The organism is Leptolyngbya sp. GGD (assembly GCF_026735145.1).
Lineage (GTDB): Bacteria > Cyanobacteriota > Cyanobacteriia > Leptolyngbyales > Leptolyngbyaceae > Leptolyngbya > Leptolyngbya boryana.
In genome coordinates, this window is record NZ_JAPQKE010000001.1 from 41,071 (window position 1) to 53,774 (window position 12,704).

The window sequence follows — 12,704 nt, forward strand, 5'->3', positions numbered from 1 at the left end:
GTCTTTAAATGTAGCGGTTTCGGGGCTTGTTTCACCGATTGATGCAGTTGACGGCTCGCTCAATCAACTTGTGAAGTGATATCAGAAGACACACTACAAGTTGCGAATAGGGTTGCGCGGTTAGGTCGAGCTGCGATTAGTTCGATGCGACCCGTCTGAGGACTGCGATGCCAGGTGGTTGCTTCGATTAAGGGTTCAGCGGGCAGTGTTGACGCTGAACGGGTAACGGATGTGTGACTGAGAGAGCGAAGATCAGTCCAAGGACGATCGCGCAAGATGTGTTCAGTAGGATTTTTAGGAATTCCCCCACGCCCGGTGATGATAAAACTGCCATTTTTCGCAGATGAACACCCTTCTGCAACCTGCTGACTCGTATCGATAAGCTTTTCCGATAACGTCATTAGCCCAGAATTCGGATCAACTCCGACATTTCTGACTTGAACAGAACCATTCACCCCAAATTCGGAACTCGCGGTAATGTCGTTGTCAGGGGTACGTTGCGGACGATACTGGAGTCCAACAATCCCCTGAGTCGTAATCTGAATATTGCCGCCCCGACCGCGAACTGCATTGGCAATGATGTCGCTATTTTCAAAGCCCGCAATGATTGGGGCATTGATCATAATATTGCCACCATTTCCTCGTTCACCGGCTCTTGCACTGATCAAACTCTGCTGCCGCATAATCAGTGAATCGCGTGCTGTGAGTTCTAGATTTCCCCCTTGACCTACAGTGGTTGAGGTTCTAATCTGACCCTGTCGCTCTAGTAAAATCGAGTCGGCTTTAATCTTGAGATCGCCAGCATTGCCACTGCCAACATTCTCAGCTGCAATAAATCCTTGATTTCGGATAGTGATATTCGGCGAATTGACCACTAAGTTCCCACCATTTCCTGTGGGTAGAGCCGGGAGTCCAAAGATCTGCCGAAATCGGGCGGAGAGCTGCTGCCCGGATGCTGAGATTCGGCTGGGTAAAGCTAAAGCCACATTCGAGCCGTCAATCTCGATCGATTCGCGAGCATTCACCGTTAAACTTCCTGCATTCCCAGTGCCAGACGTACTTGCAGAAATCGCCCCAGATGCTCCGAGGACAATCCGCCCCGTATCAATCACGATCGCGCCTGCATCTCCACCGAGAAAGGTTGAAGAAACAATGCTGCTATTACCAGCAATAACTGGATTTTCGCCGATTAGGGAAATGCTATCTGAGCGCAGCTGAATCGTCCCAGTGCCTCGTCCCCCCAGAACACGAGAAATGATGCCTGCTCCATTCCTAGCAATAAAATCTCCAGTCGTAATCGAGATGTTACCACCTCGACCTCCCCCTAAATTGGACGGTGCGCCAATGCCGCTAAAGCGAGTGCCATCAAAGGGTGAAACCCCAAAGAGTTGGATTGAGTCACGCGCATTGACTGAAATATCGCCGCCCATTCCTCCATTGCGGAATGTTGTAGAAAGAATTTCACCTCCATCGCGTGCCACGATCTGTCGGGCTGAAATATCGATGTGAGCACCGGGACTGCTGCCTAGATTCTCACTCAGAATTAAACTTTGATCCCGATTGCGGAGTGCACCGCTTAGTTCTAGTAAGTCTGCTTTGACTTGAATACGACCTGCTGCTTGTGTTCCGTAATGTTGAACAAACAGCATAGAACTGTTCTGAATCTGAATGTCTTTTCCCTGTAGATGAATTGACCCCCCAGGATTGCCACTCGTATCAAGGAGCGAAGCTTGCGTAAGCTGAATATTTGCTAATTTTGCAGTGGTGTCCACTTTGAAGTTCCATTGAGGCAGGGTGGAATCAAACTGAACTGTTCCTATGCTCAAGCTTGCTAGATTCACCTGCCCACTTTCTGCAATGAGCACACCGCCGTTAAGTTGAATTCCGTTGCCAATGAGCGCTAAAGTTCTTCCGGGTTGCACTTTTAAGCCGACCTGCTGAGGGTTACGAGTGGCAGGTTCTAAAAAGATAGGAAGATGCAGAATCTGATGACCTTGACCTTGAACCTGAATGCTACTCGAACTTTGTCCCATTTGCAGCCCGCTGGGGACGCTCATTGTTAACAGGGGGGCGGGATTGGGATCGGTTGCAACGAATTGAGAGCCATCTGCAAATTGAATGCGATCGGCGGTTGTCCCCACAAATGATCCGCCAATATTTAAGCGAGCATTTGTCCCAAATAAAATCCCTGCCGGATTAAGCAGAAATAGGTTGGCAGTTCCATTCGCCTGAAGGAGTCCATCAATGTTGGAGGCGGCTCCTCCACTCACCCGACTGAAGATATTAACGACATCAAGCGCATTATCAAACGTGGCAGAGCCACCTGTAGGAATAGAAAACTGGCTGAAGCTGTGAAATAGGTTGGAACCATTGTTTGGACGAGTGCCACCTGTAATTATAGAATTGGCACTGCCTGTAACAATTGTGCCGAGTGAACTATCAGCAACGACATTTTGAGCGTGAGCCTGTTCTAAGATTGAAATTGTGCCTAAGCTGACTAGCCCGATACAGAGCAATCCACGCATCATCTTTCTCAACTCTCTAAAGCATCGATCATTAGCTGTAGAGTGCCCTGCTGATTCTGCGATCGCGACGATGCTCTACGTCATCTATATTCAGGAGCAGTCTGAGCAGGAATCTATGAGCATTATTGTTGGCAGAGATTCCGGCGATCGTGAACTTCTGGATTTGTCCGCAGATAGTCTTTCACCCAATCACAAGCGTAGGCGAAAGGGTTGAGGACACGAATTGCGTGCAAATCCCAGAGAATGACCTGTCCATCATCATCACCCGAGATCAAATGACGACTATCTGCACTAAAAGCAAGGCTGATGACGATGCCACGATGACCGGGTAATGTTCTGAGCAACTCTCCAGTGATACTCCAGAGTTTTACGGTATTGTCTACTCCAGCCGTTGCGATCATTTGATGATCAGGACTAAAAGCAACTCGTGTTAATCCTCGGCTCTGCCCAGGAATGCTTTTAATTAAGCTGCCATCTGGTCGCCATAGCCTCAGCATATCGTCACGGCTGACCGAAGCAATCATATCCCCTTGAGCACGAATGGCAGCTCCCCAGATAGCTCCTTGTCCGGGTAGAGTTGCGATCTGCTGACCTTTTGTTGTCCAGAGTTTAGCGGTTCCATCTTCGCTGGCTGAAACAAGCATGTTCCCCTGCGGATTAAAAGTAAGCTTCCAAATTCTTTCTTGGTGAGCAATGAAGCGATGCAGCGGTTTGCCCTCGATCGTCCAAAGTCTGATCGTTTTGTCATCTCCGGCAGATGCAATTGTTTGACCATCGGGACTCATTGCGACTGCATAGACACTCGCTTCGTGCCCAGTTAGCGTTCGCAATCGTTGAAGCGAAAATTGTTTAGAGTCGTTCACCTTCCAGAGTTGAACCGTGCGATTCATATCCCCTGTGACCAGAATTCGACTGTCCTGGCTAAAAGCAACACTGCGGAAGCCCGCTTCTCTGCCTTGAATCGTTTGGATCAAAGTTCCGTTCATGTTCCATAGTTTGAGTGTGCCATCTCCACTCACGGTTGCAATCAGTTTTCCATTCGGACTCGTTGCAACTTCCCAAATGACGTCCTGATGACCATTCAGGGGTCTCAAGAGAGATTGATTTCGCTGCCAAAGTTTGACAGTCCCATCGTCACTCGCAGAAGCTGCCATCAGTCCATCAGCACTTAATGCCACACTGCGAATCACGGCATTATGCTGCTTTAGATGTCGAACTAAAGTTCCATCTGGCTTCCAAAGACTGACAAAGTTATCCGTCCCACTTGTGGCAATAAATTGACCATTTGCACTACAAGCAACGCCAATCATGGGACGTTCGCCTTGGAGAGTTCTGACAAGCTTGCCATCTCGGCTCCAAAGTTTTGCTGTGCGATCGCCACTCACCGAAACAATCAAATTCGTCTGTGGGCAAAATGTGACTTCCCAAACGGCTGCTCGATGCCCTTTGAGTGTTTTGAGCTCCTGCCCCTTCAGATTCCACAATTTGATGACACGATCGACCCCTGCTGAAGCAATTGTTTGTCCATCCGGACTAAAAGCAACGCCCCAAACGGCTTTTGCATGACCAGTTAAGGTCGATCGTAGCTTGCCATCTACTGTCCAAACTTTTACTGTTTTATCTGCACTAGCTGACGCGATCGTTTGTCCATCTGCACTAAAAGCAACTCCCCAAGCTGGAGACTGGTGTGCCTGAATTGTCTTTAACGGAGTACCATTGATGTTCCAGAGATTGACTGTGCCATCTAAGCCTCCGGTTACAACGCGAGAACTGTCAGGGCTGAACGCAACGCGATGCACTGTCGCAGTGTGCTTTAACGTTTTGAGTAAGGTTCCATCTTGCGACCAGAGCTTGACTGTTTTATCATTACTACCAGTAGCAATAACTTGGCTGTCTGGACTGATCGCAACTGTCAGAACTGAGCCTTGATGCCCAATTAAACGGTTAGTTTCATTAGTTGCATAGACTGCTTGCCGTAAGGCAGCTTCTACTTTCGTAAGAGTTTGAGGATCGACTTGCTGGAGTTTGCGCAAATGACGTTCGGCTTCGATCGCATTAATCATGGCATCTAGCTGTCGATTTGAGGCGAATAAGCCTTCTGAAGAAGAAGCTAAAGCTCGAATTTGGCTTAACTTTGACTCTTGATATTGATGCAACGCAAATCCGCTAATCCCAATCGCGATCGTAGACAGCACTGCTAAACTTCCAAGTAATGTCTGCTGCAACTTGACAACTTTGCGTTCTTGCAGCAATCGGGATTGGATTTCCCTGGCTTGGGTTGCTTCCAAAGCCTGTTGCATTTCTCGGCGATCGCATTGTTCACTACTTGACAAAAACCAATAATCTAAGTCGCTTAAATGTTTGCCTTGACTCCACTGCTGAGCATCTGCTAGCGCTTGCCCTCGTAACAAGCGAGAATCATCGGTTTGCTGAGAAACCATCCACGCATTGAAGGCTTCCGCATAAGGGCGCAATCGGCTCAAGTGTTGATTGACCCACTCTAAGGTGAAAACTTCTCGATAAATTCGATTTTTGACTTGTAGCGTCCCTTGTTGCTTCTTGACTAAACCAGAGAGCAATAATTCGGTCTGTTCCAAACTATCATCACAGGCAATCCCACGGTTTTGTAGCACTTGTTGATAGAGTCCGAGCAACCGTCCTGCCCATTCTTCTCGAAGCAATAAGCGATCGCGAATCGTTCTGAGATGTTCAGGTTCATCCTGACTTTCCCAATGTTGAAGTAAATGGGTCTGAACCAGTTGATCAATCCAGGCTGGCGAAGCTTCTTCAGGATGTTCAAGCAGGGTGTTTTGAACGAGGTTGCAGAGCTTTTGGGTCAGAAATGGCTGTCCGTCTGTCCAATCGAGAATGTGACGCAAAATCATTTCTGGATCGGGAAAGTTGAGCAAGCCACAGAGCAGTGGAGTCGATTCTGTTAATTGAAAGCCCTGTAGCGTGATCGCTTGTCCGATATTGAAGGGCGTACGAGCGCGATCAGCGATCAGATCACTGGGAGTCGTCACGCCGATCAAGCAAAAGGTTAACCGCTGATAGGCAGGATTATCTGTGCGTTTATTGAAGCAAGTCCGAATGAGAGCAAAGAAGTCATCTGACGGAAAATTCAGACCGAGAACACTATCGACTTCATCAATAAAAATTACAATCGGATCTTGAACTTGAGTCAGTAAAACGATTTCGATGAATTCACCCAAACGATTGACTCGTGAGAGATGAGCATGTGACTCCCACCACTGGGATAGATGAATATCGAGTTGAAATCGTCTGACAAGAAAAGCAGCGATCGTAGCGTACCATTGCTCGATCGTGATTTGTTGGGTACCGATTTCGGTCAGATCGATCGTGACGCAACTGACTCCTTCTGCTTGCAGTCGTAACGCAGTTTGCACCCGCAAGCTAGATTTGCCCATCTGCCGCGCATTAAGCACATAGCAGAACTCCTGATTGCGCAAGGCTTGAAATAAATCTTGATCGGCTTGCCGATAGACATAGCTGGTAGATCGAGGCGGTAGACTGCCCCCAACCTGATAGACAGGTTTAGGATGTTCAGAAGTAATCACGAGCGTTCGATAAGCTTGGGTAGATTTAGCACTCTATCAAACCTTGAGACACTCGATTTCAAATTTGCTCGCATTCTAAATCTTCTGTGGGAACAAGAAGATTTAATACTGAATCGAGCAGGTTTGCGAATGAGAGATTTCTCTCAATTTGTCGCATTTTAACTGGGCTGAGCGCTTAAACTCTGGCGTTTCCCCGGATTGAACACTGTTGCAACCAACTTTTGGCGGAAAATAGAGAATGACTTTCCGCACAATCTACCCGACAAAAGTTGGAGTTCTCTAAAAACTCCAACTTTTGATAGTTCGAGAAGCTAAGCTTTGCCGTTCTCATCCACGATCGACAGCATTCCCTGTAAGGTTGCTGGAATGCTGCGAGGATCCATAAACATTACCTTGCTGCTTCCGCTCTGACCCACAGTTTTGCCCATATCCAGATAGCCGAGTGCCAAGAGGACTTTACCTGCTTCAGCCGCACGTACATCATCTTTCAGGGCTTGAGTCACAATCTGAATTGCTTCAGCAGTTGCTTGAGCTTTCAACACGGCTTGCTGACGTTCTGCTTGAGCTTTCAGAACAATACTTTTCTGCTCAGCTTCAGCAGCCAAAATCACTGCTTTCTGACGCGCTTCTGCATCGAGAACTTGCGCTTCTGCTTTACCCCGAGCTGAGTTGACCGCAGCTTCTCGCTCACCCTCAGAAGTCAGAATTGCTGCCCGCTTGCGACGTTCTGCCGACATTTGCAATTCCATTGATTCTTGGACGGCTTTCGACGGCACAATATCTCGCAACTCAACCCGCGTAACTTTGACTCCCCAAGGATCAGTGGCAGTGTCGAGTTCTCGAAGTAAGATTTCGTTGATTTGCGATCGCGCCGTGAACGTCTCATCTAATTCCAACTGCCCCATCTCGGCTCGAATCTGCGTCAACACGAGATTCACCATTGCCGATTGTAGATTTTGCACTTTGTAATAGGCTTTCTCCATATCGACGATGCGCCAATAGACGACAGCATCCACCGTGATCGAAACGTTATCCCGCGTAATACAGCCTTGTGGTGGAATGTCGAGCACTTTCTCTCGAATCGTTTCTTGGAATGCCACGCGATCGAGTCCCGGCAAGACAAAATTTAACCCTGGCGAAAGTTTACGATCGTAGCTTCCTAACCGTTCAATCAGGGCTTCATTTCCTTGCTGAATAATTTTGACGCTTGAAACTGCACCGCCGCCCACGACTAACGCAATCAACCAACCCCACATAAATTTTTCTCCTTAAATATCTTCGGGCATGACAATTAAAGTTGTTCCCTTGCGTCCGACGACATAAACGCGGACACCTGCGGGAATATCGAGATGAGAACTTTCACAGCGCGCCGCCCAAGAGTTGCCTTCATAGCAAACTCGCCCCAGTTGTCCTGACCGGATTTCAGTGAGGGTTTCAGCTTCACTGGCATCGAGTTTTAAATTGGCACGGCGATTGACGAACCGACGGGAAAACAGCACCATCGCGATCGACAAGATCACCCAAACAATGGCTTGGAGATTCACAGGCAACCAGTGCGCCACCATTGCAACACAAAACGCACTAATCCCCGTGACAAAGGCGACAAATGCGGTTGGCAGAATGAATTCGACTAGACACAATCCCGCCCCAAGCAATAGCCATAGAACAGTAGGATTCATAGAGACATTGAGTTTCCAGTTTGAGGAATTAAAATGTAGCGTTCCCCCGATGAGAAGTCATGCTTTAATACAGACTTCAAACCGCAAATGCAACATTCCGGCAATGACTGTAGCTTTTCCACTCAGTCGGCGCTAAGATGCACTGCGATTCGCTTCTTCATCCTAGCTTCTCCCTTATGAATTCCACGTCTAATCTTCCCAACTATACGTCGGCGCTGGCGATCGATCGGTCTCAAGCGCAAGGGTTTCACTATCTCTGGGCAGTAGGAGCGACCGCCCAAAATCAGAAGCCTGGCACAACAATCGCGGCTCGTTATCAGGTGAAGGCAGCCCAAATCTGGCTAGATACCCAACCCGAAGTCGATCCTCAAGTGCCGCTTGCCGTCTCGGAAATCGCACAGACTTATATGCTGTTGTATCCGTATCGGCTGCATGTGCCAGAAGTGTATGGAGTTTGCCGAGAGGGCGGCGACGAGATTCTACTGTTGGAAAACGTGCCGCTCACTGAGAACGGGGAATTGCAGCCGTCGATCGCGCAAGTGTGGCATCAAGGCACTGCGACTCGGCAGGTCTATTGGCTCTGGCAAATGCTGGAATTGTGGACTCCTCTGTCTGAATTAGGCGTGGCATCGAGCTTGTTATCGCCGGAGCAGGTGCGGATTGAAGGCTGGCGGATTCGATTACAAGAGTTGATTTTTGACGAAGGACAGACGAGCGAATCCTTTAATCGACCGACGCTCGCAAATTTGGCGCAGAGTTGGCTCGTGCTATTGCCGGATGCCAAGCCGATTATTGCCGATAAGCTACAAGCGCTGTGTACGTTGATGCAGGCAGCAAATGTCAGCTATCGCGATATTTCAACGCAGTTGAATGCGTTATTGCTCGAACAGGCGGCGGCGTTGCCGTTGCGATCGCAAGTCATCGGGGCCACTGAAGTTGGAAAACGGCGATCGCATAACGAAGACACTTGTTACCCGTTACACACGAAGACGCAATCGTTTGATGAATTATCGGCGCGATTAACGATCGTCTGTGATGGAATTGGCGGACACGATGGCGGAGAAGTGGCAAGTCAACTCGCTGTGCAATCGATTCAACTGCAAGTCAAAGCGTTATTGTCGGAAATCGCGCATCAACCCGAACTTTTGCCGCCGGATTTGATTTGTGATCAACTCGCCGCGATCGTGCGAGTCGTGAATAATCTCATCGCCGCTAAAAATGATGCTCAGAATCGCATGGCGCGGCGACGCATGGGCACGACCTTAGTGATGGCGTTGCAGATTCCCCAATGCGTTACGCTCACGAGTGGGTCTGTTTCTAATAACGGTCACGAACTGTATATCGTCAATGTCGGTGACAGTCGCGCCTATTGGATTACGCCAGAATATTGTCACCAATTGACCGTCGATGATGATGTTGCGGTGCGAGAAGTGCGAATGGGTCGATCGCTGTATCGAGAAGCGCTGAAACGCCCTGATTCGGGCGCATTGACGCAAGCGATGGGAACTCGTGAAGGGCATCATCTCCATCCGAGTGTCAGACGCTTCATCATCGAAGAAGACGGATTATTAGTGCTGTGTTCAGACGGCATGAGCGATAACGGCTTTATCGAGCAATCTTGGGCAGATTATGCAGAACTGATCTTGCAGGATAAATTTTCGCTAGAGTCGGCAGTAAAATCTTGGCTCGACTTTGCCAATCAGCGCAATGGGCATGACAATGCTTCGATCGTGCTGACGCACTGTCAAGTTTCATCCTCGCTGCCGGAATTGCGATTGCCGATGTCATTTGTGACTGGGGAAGACGATCAGGATTTACCCGCTCCAGTCGTGATCCCGCCGACTGAAGTTGTCCCACGGAAACGCAAGAGCCGGATTTGGCTCAAAACTTTGCTGGTTCTGCTGTTGGGCGGTGGTACTGCACTGGGAGCTTGGTATTATCGAGATCCGGTGGGAATGGAGCAGCAAATTAAAGGGATGGAGCAGCAGATCAAGTCGAAAGTCGAATCATTGCATCAATTCGTGCCTAACGATTTGCTGAAGCGATAGAGCGATTGACACGCATTATGCAAAGATAAAAAGGTTATCTATCGTTCATACAGGGCAAGCGACTGTGGTGAATCTTGCGGAAAGAGGGACACTCAAGGTTATGAATATTGGCGATCGCGTTCGAGTTAAAGAATCAGTGGTGGTGTATCACCATCCAGAACACCGCAACGAGGCATTTGATATCAAAGGTCAAGAAGGTGAAATTATAGCGATCGTCAAAGAATGGCAGGGTCGTCCGGTGAGCGCAAATTTTCCTTATCTCGTCAAGTTTGCTGGCAAGTTTCGTGCTCACCTGCAAGAATTTGAACTTGAGGCGATCTAGCTAACTGGATCTGCGTCGAAACCATCTGAATACATTGACATCGCCGCGCATTGTTTCCAGTTCGCGGCGATGTTGCATTGAAACGGTTGCGTACCATTCACAATAGCGATCGTGCTCATCTCGCGATTGAACTTCATAGTAAAACTGATGTGTCGTTCGATATATCTGAAAGATTTCTGGTTCGACGGGCAATGTTGGCACGAACCAGCGATGATCTCGGATCGGCATAGATGAAGAGAGATTGGGTTGGCTTGTGAACAATCTAGCGTACTTTCTCAGAATCCTGCTCTCTTGATAGAGTTGTCTATCTTAAAAATTTGCAAAAATAGTCACAGAAATTTTTATATCTTTATTCATTTCGTATTTTCAGGGCGATCGGACATTATGAGCCATGAATCAGACAATCTTCGCGATCGTCAAAAAATTGCTGATCAATTAGATACGATCGATGAGCGATTTAATCAAATCCATGAAGCGGTCAATCAATCTGATTCTTCTGATACATTTTCAGATTATCTCAACGCGCTTTCAGAAGCATTATCAGAATTAAAAGTCCTTGAACAAGAAGTGTGCCGTCAAAATCAGCAGCTTTTTGAAACTCGACACGCGCTTGAAATTGAAAGACAGCGCTATCAAGAATTATTTGAATTTGCTCCGGATGGATATTTAATCACCAATAAACATGGCAAGATTCAAGAAGCAAATCGCGCCGCTGCTGAGCTATTTAACATAGAAAGAAAGTATATTATCGGCAAACTTCTGATGAATTTTGTCTCAGAGGAGCAGCGAAATATTTTTCGATCGCTCTTGGTTCAACTGCAATCGGTTGATCAAGTTCGAGAATGGGAGATGGGATTTATCACTCAAGATAGACAGAGATTTGAAGCAGCATTAACGATCGCGGCTGTCAAAAACAATCGGGGAGAAACGGCTGCTTTGAGATGGATTTTACGCGATATTTCGGCTCGAAAAGAAATCGAATCTCAACTGAGAGCCATTCAAAAACAGAATTTAGAATTAATTGAATCGGTACAGTTAAAGGAGCAGTTTATTTCAACGATGTCGCATGAATTGCGAACTCCTTTAACTGCCATTATTGGATTTTCCAATTTACTTTTAAGGCAGTTTCATCAGCAAGTTCCGCCGCATCATCTTCGATTAATCGAACGAATTTTTCAAAACGGGAAGCACTTATTGGGCTTGATTGAAGATATTTTAGATTTTTCTAATTTACGAGCCAATCGCTTTGAGTTGAGGCTAGAAACCTTTGATCTGATTGAGTTGATTCAAGCAACCGTTCAAGAAATGCGATCGCTCTCTGAGCAAAAGAGTTTAGACCTGGATGTCCAGTTTGAAAGTCACTCCCTTCTCGTGACGAATGATCGCATTCGGCTGAAGCAAATTATCGTCAATCTGCTCTCAAACGCGATCAAATTTACTCATTCAGGTTCAGTTTCTGTGAAAGTGGAAGTCAGGAAAACTGGGCGAATTGCGATCGTGGTTCAAGATACGGGAATTGGCATTGATGATAGTCAATTAGACGCGATTTTTCAGGAATTTCGACAAGTAGATCAATCTTCCACTCGACTACAGAATGGCACAGGCTTGGGGTTAGCAATTACAAAATCTCTCACGCAACTGATGGGAGGAACGATCTCCGTTCAAAGTCAGGTTGGGCTTGGCTCAATGTTTACAGTGGAACTGCCGACTCACGTTGCCTCCCTCTAGGCATAGGTCTAGCTCTATCAGTGTGCAGATTTAGAGCCGAGATGAGATGTTCTAGAGTAGCGCTGAATGATGGCACAGGAGAGGGACATGCCCGATTTAGGTGAACAGGCAGTCAGTAAAGTTGCAGAGCTAGGAATTAAAAGCCAACTGGATGAGGTGGAAACCTTAGACGTTGAAATTGAAACGGATCCGCTCAAAATCATGACAGGCGCAGTCGATTCAGTTGCGATCGAAGGCGAAGGCATGGTGATGAAGCAAGACTTGCGGATTGAGAAAATGGAACTCAATACGGGAGCGGTTGCAATTAATCCTTTGAGCGTGGCATTTGGAAAGATTGAGCTTGCTCATCCGACTGAAGCAGAAGCGATCGTGACTTTGACTGAAGCAGATATCAATCGTGCATTTAACTCTGATTTTGTCCGAGAAAAAATGCAGAACTTAAATGTGCATGTAAATGGTGAACCTGCCACCGTAGACATGCAGAAAATTGAATTTGGATTACCTGGAGAAGGAAAAGTTTCTTTAGCAACTGATGTACTTTTGCAAGCCAGCCAAGAAAGAAAACACGTTGCATTTACAGCAGTCCCAAAGATTAGCGAATCTGGACAGCAAGTCGTACTTGAAAATGTTGAACCGACTGATAATCAAGAACTTTCTCCAGAGCTAACTGAAGCGTTACTCAATCAATCCAAAGAGCTATTGAATCTAAGCAATTTTGAGCTTGAGGGAATGTCTTTGCAGTTAAAGCGGTTAGACGTTCAGACCGGAAGAATGATTCTGGAATCTGAAGCAATTGTTCATCAATTTCCAAGTTAATTAGGAGA

General features: G+C 47.2%; 9 protein-coding genes. 4 read left to right on the forward strand and 5 right to left on the reverse strand.

Annotated features, from left to right (window positions below; translation table 11 throughout):
- Nucleotides 1–59: 59 nt before the first annotated feature.
- From OU814_RS00195 to OU814_RS00210, 4 genes are all read right to left on the reverse strand, one after another.
- Entirely contained in the window at nt 60–2,525 is a 2,466-nt protein-coding gene (locus tag OU814_RS00195; protein WP_268179576.1) for a beta strand repeat-containing protein, read from the reverse strand.
- 122 nt (nt 2,526–2,647) lie between these two features.
- Nucleotides 2,648–6,103 (reverse strand): AAA-like domain-containing protein, encoded by a 3,456-nt coding sequence (locus OU814_RS00200; RefSeq protein WP_017291137.1) that lies wholly within the window; start codon nt 6,101–6,103, stop codon nt 2,648–2,650.
- 311 nt (nt 6,104–6,414) lie between these two features.
- Nucleotides 6,415–7,359, reverse strand: a complete 945-nt coding sequence (locus tag OU814_RS00205; protein WP_017291136.1) for an SPFH domain-containing protein — start codon at nt 7,357–7,359, stop codon at nt 6,415–6,417.
- Between the two features lie 12 nt (nt 7,360–7,371).
- Entirely contained in the window at nt 7,372–7,782 is a 411-nt protein-coding gene (locus OU814_RS00210) for an NfeD family protein (RefSeq protein ID WP_017291135.1), read from the reverse strand.
- 176 nt (nt 7,783–7,958) lie between these two features.
- Here OU814_RS00210 and OU814_RS00215 point away from each other — a divergent pair, with 176 nt between their 5' ends.
- Together OU814_RS00215 and OU814_RS00220 are read left to right on the forward strand one after the other, a co-directional pair.
- Nucleotides 7,959–9,830 carry a PP2C family protein-serine/threonine phosphatase gene (locus OU814_RS00215; RefSeq protein WP_268179579.1) on the forward strand — a complete coding sequence of 624 codons (1,872 nt, stop codon included), beginning with the start codon at nt 7,959–7,961 and terminating at the stop codon, nt 9,828–9,830.
- 100 nt (nt 9,831–9,930) lie between these two features.
- Entirely contained in the window at nt 9,931–10,152 is a 222-nt protein-coding gene (locus tag OU814_RS00220; RefSeq protein WP_017291133.1) for a ferredoxin-thioredoxin reductase variable chain, read from the forward strand.
- On the opposite strand, the gene OU814_RS00225 is transcribed toward OU814_RS00220, so the two are convergent.
- Nucleotides 10,153–10,380, reverse strand: a complete 228-nt coding sequence (locus OU814_RS00225; protein WP_017291132.1) for a hypothetical protein — start codon at nt 10,378–10,380, stop codon at nt 10,153–10,155.
- 156 nt (nt 10,381–10,536) lie between these two features.
- Here OU814_RS00225 and OU814_RS00230 point away from each other — a divergent pair, with 156 nt between their 5' ends.
- Together OU814_RS00230 and OU814_RS00235 are read left to right on the forward strand one after the other, a co-directional pair.
- Entirely contained in the window at nt 10,537–11,880 is a 1,344-nt protein-coding gene (locus tag OU814_RS00230; RefSeq protein ID WP_268179582.1) for a sensor histidine kinase, read from the forward strand.
- A gap of 87 nt (nt 11,881–11,967) precedes the next feature.
- Complete coding sequence (locus OU814_RS00235; protein WP_190649702.1) at nt 11,968–12,696, forward strand: LmeA family phospholipid-binding protein; 729 nt, start codon at nt 11,968–11,970, stop codon at nt 12,694–12,696.
- The last annotated feature ends 8 nt before the right edge of the window (nt 12,697–12,704 follow it).

Coding starts and splice junctions, on each gene's coding strand:
- OU814_RS00205 (WP_017291136.1), bottom strand. CDS start 7,359: ATGTGGGGTTGGTTGATTGCGTTAGTCGTGGGCGGCGGTGCAGTTTCA.
- OU814_RS00225 (WP_017291132.1), bottom strand. CDS start 10,380: ATGCCGATCCGAGATCATCGCTGGTTCGTGCCAACATTGCCCGTCGAA.
- OU814_RS00235 (WP_190649702.1), top strand. CDS start 11,968: ATGCCCGATTTAGGTGAACAGGCAGTCAGTAAAGTTGCAGAGCTAGGA.
- OU814_RS00195 (WP_268179576.1), bottom strand. CDS start 2,525: ATGCGTGGATTGCTCTGTATCGGGCTAGTCAGCTTAGGCACAATTTCA.
- OU814_RS00220 (WP_017291133.1), top strand. CDS start 9,931: ATGAATATTGGCGATCGCGTTCGAGTTAAAGAATCAGTGGTGGTGTAT.
- OU814_RS00230 (WP_268179582.1), top strand. CDS start 10,537: ATGAGCCATGAATCAGACAATCTTCGCGATCGTCAAAAAATTGCTGAT.
- OU814_RS00215 (WP_268179579.1), top strand. CDS start 7,959: ATGAATTCCACGTCTAATCTTCCCAACTATACGTCGGCGCTGGCGATC.
- OU814_RS00210 (WP_017291135.1), bottom strand. CDS start 7,782: ATGAATCCTACTGTTCTATGGCTATTGCTTGGGGCGGGATTGTGTCTA.